The 17500-nt window shown below is 61.5% G+C and carries 20 protein-coding genes; 16 read left to right on the forward strand and 4 right to left on the reverse strand.

What is annotated here, in order from left to right; genetic code table 11:
* Positions 1–114: 114 nt before the first annotated feature.
* Positions 115–897 (reverse strand): twin-arginine translocase subunit TatC, encoded by a 783-nt coding sequence (tatC, locus tag OHL13_RS16950; RefSeq protein WP_263411307.1) that lies wholly within the window; start codon positions 895–897, stop codon positions 115–117.
* Complete coding sequence (locus tag OHL13_RS16955; protein WP_263411308.1) at positions 890–1354, reverse strand: twin-arginine translocase TatA/TatE family subunit; 465 nt, start codon at positions 1352–1354, stop codon at positions 890–892. The genes tatC and OHL13_RS16955 overlap by 8 nt, the downstream gene beginning before the upstream one ends.
* A gap of 277 nt (positions 1355–1631) precedes the next feature.
* Here OHL13_RS16955 and nadA point away from each other — a divergent pair, with 277 nt between their 5' ends.
* The 5 genes from nadA to OHL13_RS16980 all read left to right on the forward strand — a co-directional run bounded on the left by nadA (position 1632) and on the right by OHL13_RS16980 (position 5081).
* Entirely contained in the window at positions 1632–2756 is a 1125-nt protein-coding gene (gene nadA, locus OHL13_RS16960; protein WP_263411309.1) for a quinolinate synthase NadA, read from the forward strand.
* 108 nt (positions 2757–2864) lie between these two features.
* On the forward strand, positions 2865–3293 hold the full coding sequence (locus OHL13_RS16965) for a DUF2203 domain-containing protein (protein WP_263411310.1): 429 nt from the start codon (positions 2865–2867) through the stop codon (positions 3291–3293).
* Between the two features lie 65 nt (positions 3294–3358).
* Positions 3359–3784, forward strand: a complete 426-nt coding sequence (locus OHL13_RS16970) for a Fur family transcriptional regulator (RefSeq protein WP_399255975.1) — start codon at positions 3359–3361, stop codon at positions 3782–3784.
* 110 nt (positions 3785–3894) lie between these two features.
* Entirely contained in the window at positions 3895–4431 is a 537-nt protein-coding gene (locus OHL13_RS16975; RefSeq protein ID WP_263411312.1) for a peroxiredoxin, read from the forward strand.
* A 104-nt stretch (positions 4432–4535) separates the two neighbouring features.
* Positions 4536–5081 carry a carboxymuconolactone decarboxylase family protein gene (locus OHL13_RS16980; RefSeq protein ID WP_263411313.1) on the forward strand — a complete coding sequence of 182 codons (546 nt, stop codon included), beginning with the start codon at positions 4536–4538 and terminating at the stop codon, positions 5079–5081.
* A 100-nt stretch (positions 5082–5181) separates the two neighbouring features.
* Here the strand turns inward: OHL13_RS16980 and OHL13_RS16985 are convergent, their stop codons facing one another.
* Positions 5182–6195, reverse strand: a complete 1014-nt coding sequence (locus OHL13_RS16985) for a M28 family peptidase (protein WP_263411314.1) — start codon at positions 6193–6195, stop codon at positions 5182–5184.
* 65 nt (positions 6196–6260) lie between these two features.
* Between OHL13_RS16985 and OHL13_RS16990 the strand changes: the two genes are divergently transcribed.
* The 7 genes from OHL13_RS16990 to pqqE all read left to right on the forward strand — a co-directional run bounded on the left by OHL13_RS16990 (position 6261) and on the right by pqqE (position 11753).
* Positions 6261–7364: a lactonase family protein gene (locus OHL13_RS16990; RefSeq protein ID WP_263411315.1), complete on the forward strand. Its 1104-nt coding sequence runs from the start codon at positions 6261–6263 to the stop codon at positions 7362–7364.
* Between the two features lie 99 nt (positions 7365–7463).
* Positions 7464–8564, forward strand: coding sequence for an SH3 domain-containing protein (locus tag OHL13_RS16995; protein WP_263411316.1), 1101 nt, complete (start codon positions 7464–7466; stop codon positions 8562–8564).
* Between the two features lie 143 nt (positions 8565–8707).
* Positions 8708–8788 carry a pyrroloquinoline quinone precursor peptide PqqA gene (gene pqqA / locus OHL13_RS18740; protein WP_399256096.1) on the forward strand — a complete coding sequence of 27 codons (81 nt, stop codon included), beginning with the start codon at positions 8708–8710 and terminating at the stop codon, positions 8786–8788.
* A gap of 18 nt (positions 8789–8806) precedes the next feature.
* Complete coding sequence (pqqB, locus tag OHL13_RS17000; RefSeq protein ID WP_399256097.1) at positions 8807–9694, forward strand: pyrroloquinoline quinone biosynthesis protein PqqB; 888 nt, start codon at positions 8807–8809, stop codon at positions 9692–9694.
* Positions 9682–10419: a pyrroloquinoline-quinone synthase PqqC gene (pqqC, locus tag OHL13_RS17005; protein WP_263411318.1), complete on the forward strand. Its 738-nt coding sequence runs from the start codon at positions 9682–9684 to the stop codon at positions 10417–10419. The genes pqqB and pqqC overlap by 13 nt, the downstream gene beginning before the upstream one ends.
* Positions 10416–10676, forward strand: a complete 261-nt coding sequence (locus OHL13_RS17010; RefSeq protein ID WP_263411319.1) for a PqqD family peptide modification chaperone — start codon at positions 10416–10418, stop codon at positions 10674–10676. Before pqqC ends, OHL13_RS17010 begins: the two co-directional genes overlap by 4 nt.
* Before the next feature lie 6 nt (positions 10677–10682).
* Positions 10683–11753, forward strand: a complete 1071-nt coding sequence (gene pqqE / locus OHL13_RS17015; RefSeq protein WP_263411320.1) for a pyrroloquinoline quinone biosynthesis protein PqqE — start codon at positions 10683–10685, stop codon at positions 11751–11753.
* A gap of 69 nt (positions 11754–11822) precedes the next feature.
* On the opposite strand, the gene OHL13_RS17020 is transcribed toward pqqE, so the two are convergent.
* Entirely contained in the window at positions 11823–12941 is a 1119-nt protein-coding gene (locus OHL13_RS17020) for a DegT/DnrJ/EryC1/StrS family aminotransferase (protein WP_263411321.1), read from the reverse strand.
* A gap of 274 nt (positions 12942–13215) precedes the next feature.
* Between OHL13_RS17020 and hfq the strand changes: the two genes are divergently transcribed.
* The 4 genes from hfq to OHL13_RS17040 all read left to right on the forward strand — a co-directional run bounded on the left by hfq (position 13216) and on the right by OHL13_RS17040 (position 17406).
* Complete coding sequence (hfq, locus tag OHL13_RS17025; RefSeq protein WP_263411322.1) at positions 13216–13512, forward strand: RNA chaperone Hfq; 297 nt, start codon at positions 13216–13218, stop codon at positions 13510–13512.
* A 2-nt stretch (positions 13513–13514) separates the two neighbouring features.
* Positions 13515–14969 carry a GTPase HflX gene (hflX, locus tag OHL13_RS17030; protein WP_399255980.1) on the forward strand — a complete coding sequence of 485 codons (1455 nt, stop codon included), beginning with the start codon at positions 13515–13517 and terminating at the stop codon, positions 14967–14969.
* Between the two features lie 105 nt (positions 14970–15074).
* Positions 15075–15920 carry an alpha/beta fold hydrolase gene (locus tag OHL13_RS17035; protein WP_263411323.1) on the forward strand — a complete coding sequence of 282 codons (846 nt, stop codon included), beginning with the start codon at positions 15075–15077 and terminating at the stop codon, positions 15918–15920.
* 10 nt (positions 15921–15930) lie between these two features.
* Positions 15931–17406: a GGDEF domain-containing protein gene (locus OHL13_RS17040; RefSeq protein WP_263411324.1), complete on the forward strand. Its 1476-nt coding sequence runs from the start codon at positions 15931–15933 to the stop codon at positions 17404–17406.
* Positions 17407–17500: the final 94 nt, after the last annotated feature.

The raw sequence follows: 17500 nt of genomic DNA on the forward strand, positions 1-17500 counted from the left end.
CCCAGGTCTTGAAGGAGCGTTTTTCAGTCGCCTGAAGGCGACTGCTCCCTCCGAAGAACAAGCCTGCCCACGCTGCGCGTGGATGGGGCACCCGAATTTTGGCCAGCCAGGTCATCATGCAGCCTTAGACTTCGCTTCGCGGCGTTTTGGATGAACCATATAGGCCACCAGGATCGACACAAAGTACAGCGCCAGCATGGGCGAGGCGAACAGGACCATGCCGAACGGATCGGGCGTGGGGCAGATGACGGCCGCAATCACGAAGATGATCATGATGGCGTAGCGCACGTTCTTCCACAGGAACTTTGCATCGACGATGCCGAACAGCGCCAGGAAGAAGATGACGATAGGCAGCTCAAAGCACGCGCCCAGCCCCAGAATCACCGCCAGGAAGAAACTGGTGTAGTCCTCAATGGTGATGATCGGGTTCAGGTTCTTGCCGAAGCCGAAGATCAGGACCTTCAATCCCTCGGGCAGCACCCAGCGGTAGCCGAACCACGCGCCCAGCAGGAACAGGCCGACGGTGGCCGCCATGAAGGGCCACACATACTTCTTTTCGTTTTGGTACAGGCCCGGAGCGATGAACAGCCACACCTGGTACAGAATGAACGGCGAAGCCAGGATCGCGCCGCCGTACAGCGCCGTCTTCAGCGACAGGTTCAGGCCGTCGGTCGGGTGCGTAAAGTTCAGTTGCAGGTGAAGGTCGGTCAGCGGCTTCTGCACCAGGCCATAGAGCTTGTCGTGGAAGGCATAGGCGATGGCCATGCCGAGGACCAGAAAAATGACCGCCCGGATCAGCCGCTTGCGCAGCTCGTCCAGGTGGTCCATCAGGCTCATGCCGGGCAGGTCGGCCCGTTCTGACACAGCCTCACGGGCGCGTTCAATCACGTCAGCCATGGTTCTCCTGCGTGGTGTGCGAATGGGCCGGATCCATGTGCTGGTCCAGCTCGGAAGGAATATGGAACTCGGGCTCCGCGGCTGCGGCCGTTTCGGCCGGCACAGAGTCCACCAGCGTGTTCACGGCCTCGGCACCGGTGGTATCCGCGACTGCCTCGCCGCCCACGGGGGTGGGCAGGCCGGTGGAGGGAGGCATGATCTTCAACTCGCCTTCACTGGCGATAGGTTTCACGGCCTCGGGGTCTTCCGTCCTGGCCTGCTCGGCGAGCTTTTTCCGCTCCTCGGCCTGCTCGGTGAGGCGTAACTCCTCTTCCATCTGGTACTTGAACTCGTTGGAGGCACGGCGGAACTCGGCCATCAGCTTTCCTAACTGACGGGCAAGCTCCGGCAGCTTCTTGGGCCCGAAAAGGAGCAGGGCCAGAAAGAAAAGGAACACGCTGTCGGCAAAGCTGGGCATCGTTGTTGTCCATGATAGCGGATGCAGGCGATCACTTGGAGGTGTGTGTGGGCATGGCTCTCACCCCGTTCCAACCGTCCGGCTGCGATACACTTTTCGGGAAAGGTTACGACGCGGTGAATCCTCCAGAGCTGGCCGCTCGTCTAAACCTCGAACATTGACGGCAACATCCCCGTGGGCTGGGTCGACCAGACAGCGAGTCCACTGCCGCCATAAGCAGGAATTGCTTTCAACATCCCCGTCGCGCCTGAAGGCGTGACTGAAGGCAGGAACAGAAGTGAGCGTTGTCGAAGACGTATTAGAACCCGCGCAGGCGGAAGCCTGTTCGTTGGATAACTATCTTTCCCAGCCAGACCACACCATGGATGCCCGTATTGCGACAGCCCGCCAAAAGCTGGGCAAGTCGACCGTGATCCTGGGGCATCACTATCAGCGTGACGAGGTCATTCGCTTTGCGGACTTTACCGGCGACAGCTACAAACTAAGCAAAATTGCCGCGGAGACCGATGCCAGGTACCTGATCTTCTGCGGTGTGCACTTTATGGCCGAAAGCGCCGATGTTCTGGGCAAGGGGCACCAGCAGGTGATTCTGCCTGACCTGAACGCCGGCTGCTCCATGGCCGATATGGCCGAGATTGGCCAGGTAGAAGATTGCTGGGAACAGCTGGAGCGCGCCGGCATTGCCGGTGAGGTCATGCCGTTGACCTACATGAACTCCTCCGCAGCCATTAAGGCTTTCTGCGGCGAGCGTGACGGGTTGGTCTGCACCTCGTCCAATGCTCCGGGTGCGTTCAACTGGGCCTTTGCCCGCAAGGAAAAGATTCTGTTCCTGCCTGACCAGCACCTGGGCCGCAACACCGCCTTTGCCATGGGTATCGGCCTGGACGAGATGGTGGTCTGGGACCCCTGGGTGATCGGCGGCGGAGTCTCCCCGGCAAAATTGAAGGCTGCGAAGGTCATCCTGTGGAAGGGCCACTGCTCCGTACATCAGCGTTTTCTGCCATCGCACGTGGACAATGTCCGAGCGGCGTATCCCGGTATCCAGGTGGTGGTTCACCCGGAGTGTCGCTGGGAGGTCTGCCAGAAGGCGGATGCGACCGGCTCCACGGAAAAACTTATTGAGTTGATCGAACGCGCTCCTGACGGCTCCATGTTCGCAGTCGGCACCGAGATCCACCTGGTGAACCGCATGGCCAAGCTCTTTGAGGGGCGCAAGAAGATCATCACACTGGACGACTCAGGCTGCCTGTGCACGACCATGTACCGCATCAGCCCGCAGCACCTGGCCTGGGCGCTGGAAAACCTGCTGGAGGGCAACGTGGTCAACCGCATCAAGGTGGACGACGAGGTCAAGCAGTGGGCGCGGGTCGCTCTGGACCGGATGCTGGAGATCAAGGTGTAAGCGGTTTCGCCACCCGGAGGGAGCAGGGGCGTGAAAGGCCCCTGCTCCCTCCGCAAACAAAACGTCTCTGTGAAACCCGAAGATTCCATCCGGGTCTAGAATCTTTCCATGCGGACATTCACTCTCTCGGAAGCGCAAACCATGTTGCCGGTGCTGGAAAGCCTGTTGAAACGGGCGCAGGCCAGTGCGGAACTGGCGTCGCAGGTGGAGGGCGAATTGCAGGATCTTTCGCAGCGCATCTTCCTGAACGGAGGCATGCACGTCGATATTGCCGCCGTGGCCCGCCGCCGCGGACAGCGCGAGAAGGCCGTGCAGGAGGCCAAAGACACCCTGGCCGAGATCGACGCCATCGGTGTGCAGGTCAAGGACCTGGACTCCGGCCTGCTCGATTTTCCGTTCCAACTGGAAGACCGCGTGGTGTTGTTGTGCTGGAAGCAGGGCGAGACTTCGATCACGCACTGGCACACGATGGAATCCGGCTTCGCCGGACGCCAGCCGCTGGACGAGCGGTTTACACGCGGTGAGAAGCTGCACTAATCTCCTCTGAGAAGGTTTGACAAACGATAAGAATTATCGTCTACTAACTCTTGATGGAAGCGTCTTTGATCAGTTTCCGCGAGTTGTGCCAGGAGCACGGCATCGCAGTAACGCACCAGCGTCAGGTCTTGTTTGAGATCATGCAGGGCATGCACGGACACCCTTCTCCGGAAGAGGTGTACGCCCGCGTGAAGAAGAAGATTCCCGCGATCAGCCTGGCGACGGTCTACAAAAATATCCACCTGTTTGTGGAAAGCGGCATCTTCCGCGAAGTGAGCATGCACCATGGCACGCTGCGCGTGGAGATGAACAGCCGGCCGCATCACCATATGGTCTGCACGGAGTGCAAGGCAATCTCGGATATCGATGAAGCCGAGCTTGGACTTCTGCCCTCGCACACAACGCTGCCCGGCGGGTTCCTCGTCGAGCGGTACGCGGTCGATGTCATTGGCATCTGCCCGGAGTGCCAGGCAAAGACGCAGGTCCACTAGCCGCAATTGTTGTGCCGCAGAGATGTTTTGAGCACGAAGGATTTCGCTTTTTGCGGACCGGCGCACCGGTCTGCCCAGATATCACCAACCCGTTGAAGGAGAAAGAACACATGCTTCAGATTGGCGAGAAGTTCCCTAACTTTTCTGTGACCGCTACTGTCAGCCGCGACAACGCCAAGGCGTTTGAGACCATTACCGAGGAATCGTACCCCGGCAAGTGGAAGCTGTACTTCTTCTGGCCGAAGGATTTCACCTTCGTATGCCCGACGGAGATCGCCGGCTTTGGCAAGCTGAACCAGGAGTTTGCGGACCGTGACTGCCAGATCCTCGGCGGCTCCACTGACTCCGAGTTCGTGCACCTGGCGTGGCGCAACAACCACGAGGACCTGAAGGAACTGCCCTTCCCCATGCTGGCCGACATCAAGCGTGACCTGGTGGGTCAGCTCGGCATCATCGATCCCGATGGCGGCGTTGCGCAGCGCGCCACCTTCCTCGTCGACCCCAACAACGTGATCCAGTTTGTCTACGTCACCGCCGGTTCGGTGGGACGTAACCCACAGGAGGTTCTGCGTGTTCTGGACGCTCTGCAGACCGACGAACTGTGCCCCTGCAACTGGACCAAGGGCGAAGCGACCCTGACGGTCTAAGCAAGGTAAGCCCTGAAGAGGTGGCCACCGTTTGGCGTGGCCGCCTTTTCTTGCGCCTGAATAGCAGTTGCACGTTAAAAGTTCCAGTTAAAAGGAGAAACGACATGGCTTTGGATGATTTGATCAACGGGCTTCCCGCGTATGCGAAGGACCTGAAGCTGAATTTCAGCACGCTGGTTCGCCAGAACACGGAACTGACTCCGCAGCAGTTGTGGGGCACCGTGGTGAGCACGGCCATCGCCACGCGCAACCCGGATCTGACCGCGGCCACGATTGAGGAAGCAGCCAAGGTGCTCTCGCCCGTTGCGCTGGATGCGGCCAAGGCTGCCGCGGCGATCATGGGTATGAACAATATCTACTATCGCTTCCACCACCTGACGGAGAACGAGAAGTACGCCACCCTGCCGGCTCGCCTGCGCATGAACGTGCTGCGCACGCACAACGTGGACCACGTGGATTTTGAGTTGTGGTGCCTGGCAGTTTCTGCCGTGAATGCCTGCGGCAAGTGCGTCAGCTCGCATGAGAACGTGGTGCGCCAGAAGGGTATGACGGAAGAGGTGGTCAACGCCGCTATCCGCGTGACCAGCATCGTGCACGCCATTGGCGTGGTTCTGGATTCTGAGAAGGCGAGTCCTACGCCTGCAGCGTAAGGGCGGTTGTGAGTTCTGTGTTCTGAAGTGGATAGAAAAGCAAATGCCGTGGCGGCCGCCACGGCATTTTTCTTACTCACAACACAGCACTCACAACTCGTTACTGTTTCTTCTCCGGCTTGCCGCCCGGGTTCCAGGCGGGCTTCCAGTTGGTGTTGATCAGCCATTGCACGGGGCCTTCCATGCTGGCGATGGCGGCGGTCATGTGTTTGAAGTCGATGGTGGTCAGCTCGTCGGTGACCTGGTGGTAGTCCGTGTGCAGACCGAAGCTGGAGACGGTGTGAGCGATGATGCCTTCCAGCGCGAGACCGTAGTTGTCACTGCGCATGAAGAACTGCTCCTTGGGGTGCGGGTCCTGCACCAGGTGGGCGCCGTGTTTGGCCAGTTCCGGGCCAAGCGAGCTGCGCTCAAAGCCGGTAAGCCACAGGGTGCCTTCGGGCACGGCCGAGTCCGGACGGCCAATCATCTCGAACTCCAGGTTAGCCACGATATCCGTAATGGGAACGGGGGGATGCGCCAGAAAGGCGCGTGCTCCAAAGCCGCCCAGCTCTTCCGTGCCAAACAGCGCGAAGACGACGGTGCGCTTAGGCGGCTTGCCGTGGGCAAGGTAGCGGGCCAGGTTCAGAACGGCGGTGGTGCCGGAGGCGTCGTCATCCGCTCCGTTGTAGATCGCGTCTCCATTGACAGGCGTTTTTGCCAGGCCCAGGTGATCCAGGTGGGCGGTCAGCAGAATCACTTCGGACTTCAGCTTTGCGTCGGTTCCGGGAAGGATAGCGACGGCGTTCCATGTCTCAAAGCGGTCGGCGGGGGCAAGTTTCTGCTCGATGCGGGTCTTGGCGCGCTCGGGGAGTTCGACCGGGGCTTTCTGGAGATAGCTTCCGTTGGAGCCGGGCTGCAGGCCCAGGCCCTGGAAGACGGAGGCGGCGTACTGTGCGGCGATATGTTCGTCGCGTGTGGCTGAGCCACGTCCGTCCAGGGCGTCCGAAGCCAGAAAATTCATATCGGCACGCACCTCCTGTTCCAGAGCGGTTTGCGGGGTTTGCGCGTCCAACAGGCAGGTCGACAGGGTCAGCAGCGCGGCAGCGCCAAAGGTCATGCGGAAGCTCATAAGCATGGCCGGATTATAGGCAAACTCACGCAGCCCGGCTCAAATTTCCTGCGACAATGGTGGCTGTGTTGATGTCGTTTCGAGCGCTGCGCTTTCTGTTGGTCCTGCCTGTGGTTCTGCTGGCGGGGTGTGCCGGGTTCTTTCCTCCCATCAACGGAGGCGGCAGCGGTTCCGGAACCAATATTGTTTACGTGGCCAACGCCGGCACGACGTCCATTACAGCGTTTGCCATGTCGAGCGGAGCGCTTGCCTCGGTCAGCGGATCACCGTACTCGCTGACGTTTACGCCGACAGCCATTGCCGTCAATCCGGCGAACACCTACCTGTACGTGGGCGGCAACGGCGTGGTCTATGCCTACGCCATTGGCACCGGCGGCGTGCTGACGGCGGCCAACAGTGGAGCGGTGGTGGCCAACGGCAACGTGGTTTCCATGGACATCTCCCCGGACGGCAAGTGGCTGTTCGCCCTGGACGGCGACGGCACGACGGTGCGCGAGTACTCCATTGACGGCTCGACCGGCCTGCTGACGGCACAGACAGGCGCGGCGTATAGCTATAGCTCGACGGTGACCGTGGTGCCGAAGATGATCAAGGTCTCTCCCGGTGGCAGCTACGTCATGGTGGCCCTGGGAACGGCCGGAGAGATTGTCTACACGCTGAACACAACCACGGGCGTGATTGCAGAGAGTCAGCGGCTCTCCGCACCGACCACGACCAGTGACAATGCCATTGCCATGGATAAGAACACGGCCTTCCTCTTCATTGCGCGCAGCGGCAATGCAGGTGGGCTGGCGGTGTTCACCATCGGAACGGCCGGAGCGCTGAACATTGTTGGCGGTTCGCCCTTTACCACTGGCACCCAGGCCAACTCGGTGGTGGTCGATAACACGGCGAAGTATGTCTACGTGGGCAACCGGGGAGACGGTACGATCTCCGCCTTCAGCATTGGCACCACCGGAGCGCTGACGGCCATCAGTGGCTCGCCGTATTCCAGCGGAACGACTGTTACGGCGCTGGCGGCCGATTCGACAGGCAAGTACATTCTGGCTGCGGCCAGCGGCGGCGCACCGGACCTGGGCATGTATGCGTTTGATACGTCGGTGCTGGGCCGCATCTACACGGTCAGTTCCACTACCTCAGCCTATGGCCCTGTGGCCGTAGCAGTGACGCACTAGGTGCGGGCGGAAAACCGCAGCCTGCAAGGCTGCATCCGCAGGAGTATGCTCGGATCAGTCTTGGGCGTGAACCTCCCGTCGATCCAACGCAAACTTTTCGTGCTCGCCACTGTCCTTGTGCTGCTGTCGGGATGCAGTCGCCTGCGCCCCAAACCCAAGGATGAGTATGTCTACGTTACGGCGAAGACAACCTACCTGCGCGACCGCCTGGCTGCTGTCTCCAACCGCACCGGCAATGTGGACAACGGGCAGAAGCTGAAGGTGCTGGAGCACCAGCGCCACTACTATCGCGTGTCGACCGACAAGGGTGAGAGCGGCTGGATTAACGAACGCGCCGTGGCCACGCAGGACATCGTCGATCAGTTTGAGGCGCTACAGAAGCAGTACGCCCGCGTGACCGTTGTCGCCAAAGGCACTGTGCGCGACGACGTCTACCTGCATGTGAAGCCGGGCCGCGACACGGAGCATTACTACCGCCTGAATGAAGGCGACAAGCTCAGCCTGGTTACCCGCGCCACACTGCCGCGCCCCATGCCCGGTGGCGCTCCCAAGCCCAAGGAGGGCGAGGCTCCGGCTCCACCGCCGATGGAAGACTGGTGGCTGGTGCGCTCCGGCGACCGCGTGGGCTGGATGCTCTCGCGCATGATGGATGTGGACGTGCCGGACTCTGTGGCGCGCTACGCCGAGGGCCAGCGCATTGTCGGCAACTACATCCTCACCAAGGTGCAGGACGACGCGATTGAAGGCGACGACAAGATGGTGCCCATCTTCGTCACGCTGATGAACAGTTGGAAGGCTGGCCTGCCGTATGACTACGACCAGGTGCGCGTCTTTACCTGGAACCGCGCCAAGCACCGCTATGAAACGGCCTTCCGCGACCGCAATATCCAGGGCTTCCTGCCGGTAGAGATCAAGACCGATCCCGGACAGCCTTCGGCGAACGGACGGCCGTCGGCAAGCACCGGCCCTGCTCCTGCCTTTACGTATCGCGTGCTGGCGGCTGAGAATGGCCCGGTCATCCCCGATCCGGAGACGGGTATCTCCACGCCGAAGAAGCTGGTGGAGAAGACCTACCGGCTGGAGGGCAACATCACGCGCCGTGTGCTGAAGCCGGGCGAGGTGGCTCCGGAAGAAGCGAAGGCAAGCCAGGAAGAAGCCAACAAGGCGGCCGCGAAGAAATCGGTGAAAAAGCGCAAGTAGTTGTGTGGCAAGAGGTTGCCGGCAACGCCCGGAGAGGGACTTTACAGGTGCAGACCTCTTCAGGCATTCTCATCTGCACTGAGCCGCTTACGTGCGGTTTATAACGCAGAACTCAATCAAACGGTTTGAGAGGAAGAAGCGATATGAAGACCTGGACCCGCCCTGATTTCAAAGAAGTAAGCCTCGGCTGCGAGATCAACTGCTACGCCCCTGCCGAAATCTAAACCTTGTTCACTCTGGAGTTGCTGGGAACCGCCGCTGGCGGCGGTTTTCCGCAATGGAATTGTGCCTGCGCTCTGTGTGATCTGAGCCGCAGGAATCCCGTACGCTGCACGCCCCGGCTGCAGTTGCAGGCTGTGGTGTCTTCTGGCGGGCGGAATGTTCTGCTGAATGCTGGACCGGATCTGCGGGTTCAGATCGAGTCGACCCCGAAGCTGCAGCCCCAGCCGGAGCGCGGCCGGCGGAACACGCCGGTCGACGGCATCGTATTGACCTCAGCCGACCTGGACCAGGTACTGGGGCTGTTGCTGATGCGCGAGTTCCAGCCGCTGCGTGTCTACGCCACACCGCTGGTGCACCGCGTGCTCACGGCGAACAGCTTCTTCCGCATGATGGAACGCGTGCCGCAACAACTCACATGGATCACCATGCTGCCCAACGAACCGTTTGAGCTGCTGCCAGGGGTGCAGTGCACTGCGCTGCCCATGTCCGACGAGCTTCCGCATTATGCGAAAAGCTTTGCCGAAGGCGCGGAGCCGGGTCAGGCGGTGGTGGGGCTTGTGCTTGCCAGCAGCGAAAAGAAGATCGTCTACACGCCTGCGGTGGGCGAGGTGACGGATTCGCTCTACCAGGAATATGCGACGGCGGATGTGATCGCCGTCGACGGCACCTTCTGGAGCAACGATGAGCTGCAGCGGGCGCAGCCGGGAACGCCGCTGGCACGTCAGATAGGACATGTCCCCATCAGTGGAGAAGACGGCATGATGGCCAGCATGGCGGGGCTGGAGAAGCCGCGCCGGGTTTTTGTACATCTGAACAACACCAACCCCATCCTGGACCGGGAGAGCGGCGAGCGGTCGGCCGTGCTGGCCGGCGGGTGGGAGATCGCGGAGGATGGATGTCTGCTGTGATGTTGACGCCGGAGGAGCTGCGTGCTCGTCTGCAGGCGGTAGGAGAGGCGAAGTACCACCACCTGCACCCGTTTCACCTGCGCATGCACCAGGGCGAGCTGACGCGTGGTCAACTGCAGGCCTGGGCGCTGAACCGGTACTACTACCAGAGCCGCATTCCCATCAAAGATTCGCTGGTGCTGGCCAAGAGCGACGATCCCGCGTTTCGCCGGGCGTGGCGGAAGCGCATCGTGGACCACGACGGCGACGAGAGCGGCTATGGCGGCGTGGAGAAGTGGATCCAGTTGGCAGAGGCCGCGGGTGTCTCGCGGGAGGACACGATTGCGTGCAAGGGCGTTCTGCCTGCGGTGATCTTTGCCGTGGATGCCTATCTGGCTCTGGTACGCGAGAGCTCTCTGCTGGTAGCTGTTGCGTCCAGCCTGACGGAGCTGTTCTCGCGCCAGTTGATCAGCCTGCGTATGGACAAGATGAAGATTCACTATCCCTACCTGGAGCCCGGGCTGGCCTACTTTGTGGGCCGTTTGACGCAGGCCCCGGAGGACGCTGCCTTCGCCCTGGATTATGTAACGAAGCATGCCCGCAACCGCGAGGAGCAGGAACAGGTGATCCGCGCCCTGGAGCGCAAGTGCGAGATTCTGTGGGCGCAGCTGGATGCGATTGAGCACGCCTATGTGGTGCCGGGCACGCCGCCTCCGGGCTGCTTTGTGCCAAAGGAGAACGCATGACGGCTGAGACGATTCCGCAGATGACGCCGGGGTACCGTCTGCATCCCACGCAGGACGTTGTTCTGATTCCCGAGGGTGCGCTGGAGCTGAGCGGCCCCACGCGGGACATTCTTCTGCTGGTGGATGGCACCCGCTCGGTGAAGCAGATTGTGCACGACCTGGCCGCGCAGTACGCAGGCGTAGACGAAAACGAGATGCTGGGCGACGTGATCGCTCTGCTGGGCCGCCTTGCCGAGCGCGGTGTGCTGCAGGGATAGACGAATATGCCTCCGACGACACGGCCGCAATCGCTGATCTGCGAGGTGACGCATCGTTGCCCGCTGCACTGCCTGTACTGCTCCAACCCGCTGGAGATGCAGAAGGCGGATGCGGAGCTGGATACGGCTGCGTGGAAGCGCGTCTTCACGGAGGCGGCGCAGATGGGCATTCTGCACCTGCACCTGACCGGTGGTGAGCCGCTGGCCCGGAAGGACCTTACGGAGTTGATCCAGGCCGGTCACGACGCGGGACTGTACGTGAACATGATCACCTCCGGTGTAGGGATGACGGAGGCCAGGCTGGAGGCGCTGGTCGAGGCCGGGCTGGAGCACCTGCAACTGAGCTTTCAGGATGTGGACGAGGCGCGGGCCAACTTTATTGCCGGAACGCGGGCGCATGCATGGAAGCTGCAACTGGTTCCGCTCGTCAAGCGGCAGCGGCTGGCCTTTACGGTCAACCTGGTGGTGCACCGGCAGAATCTTGACCGGCTCCCGGAAATGATCGCTCTGGCCGAGTCGCTGGAGCCGAACCGCGTGGAGATTGCCCACGTGCAGTACTACGGCTGGGCGCTGAAGAACCGCGACCTGCTGATGCCTGCAGAGGAGCAGGTGCAGCGCGCATTGCCCATTGTGGAAGCGGCGCGTCAGAGGCTGAAGGGGAAGATTCACCTGGATGCCGTACTGCCGGACTACTACGGCAGCTTTCCCAAGGCGTGCGTGGGCGGATGGGGGCGGCAGATGCTGCTGATTGATCCTGCCGGACGTGCTTTGCCGTGCCATGCGGCGGGCGTCCTGCCCGGGATGGAGTTCGACAATGTGAAGGAACATAGTTTGCCGTGGATCTGGCAGCAGTCGGTCGCGTTTGAACGTTTCCGCGGTGAGACGTGGATGCCGGAGACCTGCAAAGGCTGTGAGCGGAAGGCACGCGATTTTGGCGGGTGCCGTTGCCAGGCGTTTCTGCTGACCGGGGATGTGGAAGCCATCGACCCGGTGTGTACCTACAGCCCGCAGCACGGGCTGATGGAAGAGCTGCGCAAGCCGGTGACGGCTGACCCTCTGCCGATTTACCGGGGATGACAAAACAAAACGGGCCACGCTGAGCGCCATACCCCGCCCTTCGCTTCGCGAAGGGCGGGCAACGGACGTTTAGCGATAGAACTCTGCAATGCGCTGGACCACCAGTTCCTGCTCCTCAAGACGAAGGCCGGGGAAGATGGGCAGGGCCAGGACCTCGTGCGCGGCCTGTTCGGTGTGCGGCAGCGATCCATGCTTGTAGCCCAGGTACTCGAGTGCCGGCTGCAGATGAATGGGCAGCGGGTAATAGATCTCGGTACCGATCTGGTGGTTGGTCAGATGCGCCCTCAGGTCGTCGCGGCGCGGTGCACGGATGACGTACTGGTGCCATGCTGAGTGGGCGTGGCTCAGCGTCTCCGGCAGCGTGACCGTGCCGATCAGGTCAGCCTGCTGGAACAGGTGCAGGTAGTTTTCCGCGATCTGCGCGCGCTCGGCGTTGCCCTCGTTCACATACTTCAGGCGGACGTTCAGCACGGCCGCCTGAAAGCTGTCCAGGCGGGCGTTCCAGCCCACTTCGTCGTGGAAGTAGCGCTTGCGCATGCCGTGGGTGCGCAGAGCGCGGGCGCGGTCGGCCACGGCGGGGTCATTGGTGCTGACCAGGCCGGCGTCGCCCATGGCGGCCAGGTTCTTGGTGGGGTAGAAGCTGAAGGCGGCCGAGATTCCGAGCGCTCCGGCAGGCGTGTCCTTCCAGCGTGCTCCCCAGGCCTGCGCCGCATCTTCCACCAGCAGCAGCTTGTGGCGATCGGCGACCTGCTGCAGGTGATCCCAGTCCACCGGCTGGCCGTAGAGGTGGACGGGCAGAACGGCCCTGGTCCCCGGCGTGATGGCGGCTTCTGCCGCAGCCGCGGAAAGATTGAAGGTCACCGGGTCAATGTCGGCGAAGACAGGGGTCGCCCCGGCGCGCAGGATGGCGCTGGTGGAGGCGAAGAAGCTGAATGGAGTGGTGATGACCTCATCGCCCGGGCCAACGCCTGCAGCGGCAAGGGCCAGCCACAGCGCATCGGTACCGCTGGCACAGCCGATGGCGTATTTCGCCTGCAGGGCTTCGGCTGCGGCTGCTTCAAAGCGGTCGACCTCGGGGCCGAGGATGAACTTCTGCGAGTCGGCAACCAGTTCCAGGGCGGCGAGAATCTCCTCGCGGTGGACCCGGTATTCACGGGAAAAATCGAGCAACGGGACAGCGTTCGGCACGAGGTTGATCTTAAGCTTCCCGGCGTGGGAAAGAAAGCCGGGTGTTGCCGGGAAGAGGTCCATGCAAATTTTGAGCAGCCAGATGGCATCGTTGTGCGTCTATTAGGGCAGCGTGTGTTGAAAAATCGACACAATGCTCGTATTGTGAACTCGCTCAAGACTTTTTTGAGTCTGGACGCCGCAGAAGTTTTCCGTCGCTGACGGAAGGCGGTGCAGCTCCACTTATTTCCAGCAACGCAGGTTTGAACCAGAAAATTAAAGGAGATCGGCCTTTATGGAATCGAAGCCGGCGCAGAACATCCAGGACACCTTCCTCAACACTGTCCGTAAAGACAAGAGCCCCATCACGATCTATCTCGTTAGTGGCGTGAAACTGACGGGCCGCATCCGTTCCTTTGACAAGTACTCTGTTCTGCTGGAGAACAACAGCCAGGAGCAGTTGATTTTCAAACACGCTATCTCTACCGTGGTCAGCGGTCGCTCTACGTCCAGCCATGGCGAGCGTCCGCACGGCGCAGCAACGGCGCACAGTGCGCACGCTGCTGTCGCGAATGAGCCCGCAGGCGCCTAACCTTGGCAGACACTCAGAAGCCGCGGCTTCTCGTTGAGAAGCTGCGGCAGGCTGACGAACTACGCGAGCGCAGTCTTAACGCGCACACGGAAAAAGCCGTGCTGGTCGCCGTGGAATTTACCGGCGAGCGGCGGCGTCTTTCCTCCGTGGCTGCGCAGGCGCGCGCCTCCGCGGCCATTGATGCCGGAGAGATCGACACTCCCGCTGTTCCACAGGCCGATCTCGACTTTGAGGCCGGGCTGGAGGAGTTCCGCGAGCTGGCGCGTTCAGCCGGAGCGGAGATTGCCTCGGTGATGATCCAGCGCCGCCTGAAGCCCGACCCCGCATTGCTGGTGGGTCATGGCAAGGCCGAAGAGATTGCCGCGATGATTGAGAGCACCGGGGCTGACCTGGTGCTGTTTGACCACGACCTCTCTCCTTCGCAGCTTCGCAACCTGGACGAGTTGCTGCCCTGCCGCGTGATTGACCGTACGCAGTTGATCCTCGACATTTTTGCCCGCCACGCCCGCACCCGCGAAGGCCAGTTGCAGGTGGAGCTTGCTCAGCTCGAATACCAGTTGCCGCGCCTGGCAGGTAAGGGCAAGGCGATGAGCCAGCTTGGTGGTGGCATCGGCACACGTGGTCCGGGCGAAACCAAGCTTGAGACAGATCGCCGCCGCATCCGTGTCCGGATTGACCATGTGAAAGCCCAGCTCGAACAGGTGCGGCGCATCCGCCGCCAGCAAAGAGCGCGGCGTGAAGGCGTTCCCGTGCCGGTGGTGGCTCTGGTTGGCTACACCAACGCGGGCAAAAGCACGTTGTTCAACGCATTGACGGAGGCCGGGGTGCTGGAGTCCAGCCGTATGTTCGCCACGCTGGACCCCAAGCTGCGCCAACTCGCGCTGCCGTCGCGGCGCAAGGTGCTGCTGAGTGATACCGTCGGCTTCATCCGCAACCTGCCGCATACGCTGGTCACCAGCTTCCGCGCCACGCTGGAAGAGGTGGAGCGGGCGGAGATTCTGCTGCATGTCCGTGACTCTTCCTCGCCCATGATGGACGAGCAGAAGGTGCAGGTGGAGAAGGTTCTGGGCGAACTGGAAGCCGCGCGTAAGCCTGTCATCGAGGTGATGAACAAGGCTGATCTGCTAAGCGCGAGCGAGCGTGCCACGCTGTGGCAGCGTTCAGGGCTTGGGGATGTGGTGACCGTGAGCGCGAAGACCGGAGAAGGTCTTTCGCGTTTGATCGAACTGATCGACGAGCGGATCGGCGGCGAAGGCGCGGCCGATCCCACGGCCGAAGCGGAGTTCCGCATTCCGCAGAAGCAGGGCGCGGCTCTAGCGGCAATCGAGGCGGGAGCTTTCATTGAAAAGAAGCGGTTCGAAGGGAACCTGGTCTATCTGCATGTAAAGGGACCGGCCAGCCTGCTGGGACGCTACCGGCGTTTCCAGATCGCTTCCGCTGTGCCGGGTCATGCGTGATTGTTGCTATTTCCTCTTCGGGTTTCGATGACGCAAACAATGGCTGGCAGGAACTTATAGACCGGATGCGCGGATTCTGATAACTAACTGCTAGGAACCCAACGTTTGCCAGAAAAATTGCTCAGAGCGGCGATCCTCTCCGATGCTGATGTGGCGAAGTCTGCCCGTCTGCAGAAGCATCACGTTACCGTGTCCGGGACGGATGGTCCGCTTGTGGTGCTGTTGCACGGCTTCGGAACCGATCTGACCGTATGGCACAAGGTCTTGCCCTCGCTTGAATCCCGTTTCCGCGTGCTCCGCATGAACATGGCCGGCGCAGGGCCGCATGGCGCCGAGTCCTATGAGGCAGGCCGCTATGACGAGTTGGAAACCCATGCCGATGATCTGCTGATGGTGATGGAAGAGGCCGGCGTTGAAGAGTGCTGCTTCGTGGGCGCTTCGGTCGGTTCCATGATTGGCCTTCTGGCTTCGATCGAGCGTCCGAATCTCTTCCGCAAACTCATCGGAATTGGTGTTTCGCCACGCTACCTGAATGATGGAGAGTATGTCGGCGGCTTCGAACAGGAACAGCTCAATGGCATGTTCGAGATGATGAGCCGCGACTACCAGGGATGGATCACCGGCTTTGCTCCGCTGGCTGTTCGCGGTCTGCCCTCCAGTGAGGCCGTGAAGGAGTTTTCCGACAGCCTGTTTTCCCTGCGTCCCGATATCGCGTTAAGCGCGGCGCGGTCTATCTTCCAGTGCGACTTCCGCCGTCACCTCGCCCTGATGGAACGGCCGACCGTGTTGTTGCAGACTCGGAACGACATTGCGGTGCCGGACCAGGTGGGCGAATATCTGCGGAGCCACATGCCGAATGCCGCGCTGGAGATTCTGCCAGCCGAAGGGCATTTCCCTCATCTTTCTGCACCAGAAGTTGTTTCCGGCGCGCTGTTGAAGCACTTGAACTAAGAAACGGAGGATGGCTATCCCGGAGACGGTTTCCAAGTTGCCCGACACAGGCCTCGCAGCTCTGCTGGGTCTGGTTCTGGCCACCTTGTGTGCGGATGGTGCCCTGGTCTCTTCCGGCGCTCCGGGCATGGATGCATCAGTGCTGGCCTCGGTTCCGTCGGGTCTTGCAGGGCGCAGGCTGCCGGTTTCGCCTGCCCTCCATGCCGTTTGCGGTTCCGGTGTTCAACCCACTGAGAAGGTTCTTCTCCCCTCGTCGGTGACCGGCTGGCTGGGTTTCCGTCCGCAGTATCTTGCCTCCTGCAGGGTGTCATGGGCAGACGGAGAAGGCTGCCTGTACTTCCTTTGGAAGCAGGCGCCGCCGGAGAATCCGCGTTTTGCAGAGCTGCTGGAACAGGCAACTCGCCTGGTGGGGGAATATACCGGCCGCCAGGTTGCGGCGGTCTCGCAGCAACAGGTGCAGGAACGGCTGGATACGATTCTGGCAAAGGTCGAGCTGGGCATCGTCTTTGTCGACCTGCTTGCGGGCAGCGTGGTGAACCCTGTCGCCGCTCGCATCCTGGAACTGCCGGAGGAGACGCGCGATACAGCCACGGTCGCCGCGGCCATTCAGCGGGTACGGTCGCAGTGCGCCGTCGAGAGATCGGAGACCCGCGATGGCAGGGCCGAAGGTTCGGCAGCCGGTGAGGAGTACTGGATTTGTTCCAGCAGAGGGATCGTGCTGCGTGTGGAGAGCCATGAGGTGGGCACGGCGCAGGTTCCCGGCAGGTTCTGGCTGTTCACCGATGTAAAGCCCCTGTGGGAGAGCGCGGAGAAGGTGAAGGTTGCCAACCAGGTGCTGGAGCGCAACCTGTCACAGCTCAACACCGAGATGGAGCGCCGTATGGAGGCCGAAGACGAGCTGCGGAAGTACACCCAGGGTCTGCAGCGGCAGAACGAAGAGCTGGAGATTGCCAAGCTGCACAGCGACCTGCTGGCCAACCAGGACTCCCTGACCGGTCTGGCCAATCGCCGCCGCTTCCGGAACGGTCTGGACGAGATGGTTGACCATGCCCGGATGAGTCACGGTAAGGTGGCCGTGCTTTACCTGGACCTGGACAAGTTCAAGCCGGTGAATGACACCCTTGGGCACGAGCGCGGCGACGAGTTGCTGCGCAAGGTGGCCGATACCCTGACCCGAAGCCTGCGCAAGGACGATCTGATTGCGCGCCTCGGCGGTGACGAGTTTGCCTGCGCTCTGAGCCTGGATGGCGAGATGGACGAGGCCGGGCTGGAAGACCTGGTGCTGCAGGTGCGGCAGCGGCTGCACATTCCGGTCAGCACCGGCTCGGGGAGTATTGAAGTCAGCGCCACGGTCGGCGTCGCTGTTTTTCCGGAGGATGCCGAGGATGGGGTAAGCCTGCTGCGGGCGGCGGACAATGCCATGTATTTGGGTAAGAGCCGCGGCGGGAACGTGGTGAACCTGTTTTCGCGAAAAAGACTGAGTTAAATACATCAGGCCGCCTCTAAGAGGGGGAGCGGAGAGTGTCCCCGGCGAGGCGGCCTGACTGACCCTGAATTGGGTCCAGGTGGTGAATTTAAGG

The sequence above is a fragment of the Terriglobus tenax genome (genome assembly GCF_025685395.1).
Lineage (GTDB): Bacteria > Acidobacteriota > Terriglobia > Terriglobales > Acidobacteriaceae > Terriglobus > Terriglobus tenax.

Coding starts and splice junctions, on each gene's coding strand:
- OHL13_RS16975 (WP_263411312.1), top strand. CDS start 3,895: ATGCTTCAGATTGGCGAGAAGTTCCCTAACTTTTCTGTGACCGCTACT.
- tatC (WP_263411307.1), bottom strand. CDS start 897: ATGGCTGACGTGATTGAACGCGCCCGTGAGGCTGTGTCAGAACGGGCC.
- OHL13_RS17010 (WP_263411319.1), top strand. CDS start 10,416: ATGACGGCTGAGACGATTCCGCAGATGACGCCGGGGTACCGTCTGCAT.
- OHL13_RS16965 (WP_263411310.1), top strand. CDS start 2,865: ATGCGGACATTCACTCTCTCGGAAGCGCAAACCATGTTGCCGGTGCTG.
- OHL13_RS16980 (WP_263411313.1), top strand. CDS start 4,536: ATGGCTTTGGATGATTTGATCAACGGGCTTCCCGCGTATGCGAAGGAC.
- pqqA (WP_399256096.1), top strand. CDS start 8,708: ATGAAGACCTGGACCCGCCCTGATTTCAAAGAAGTAAGCCTCGGCTGC.
- hfq (WP_263411322.1), top strand. CDS start 13,216: ATGGAATCGAAGCCGGCGCAGAACATCCAGGACACCTTCCTCAACACT.
- OHL13_RS16955 (WP_263411308.1), bottom strand. CDS start 1,354: ATGCCCAGCTTTGCCGACAGCGTGTTCCTTTTCTTTCTGGCCCTGCTC.
- OHL13_RS17040 (WP_263411324.1), top strand. CDS start 15,931: ATGGCTATCCCGGAGACGGTTTCCAAGTTGCCCGACACAGGCCTCGCA.
- OHL13_RS16985 (WP_263411314.1), bottom strand. CDS start 6,195: ATGCTTATGAGCTTCCGCATGACCTTTGGCGCTGCCGCGCTGCTGACC.
- OHL13_RS16990 (WP_263411315.1), top strand. CDS start 6,261: ATGTCGTTTCGAGCGCTGCGCTTTCTGTTGGTCCTGCCTGTGGTTCTG.
- pqqC (WP_263411318.1), top strand. CDS start 9,682: ATGTCTGCTGTGATGTTGACGCCGGAGGAGCTGCGTGCTCGTCTGCAG.
- pqqE (WP_263411320.1), top strand. CDS start 10,683: ATGCCTCCGACGACACGGCCGCAATCGCTGATCTGCGAGGTGACGCAT.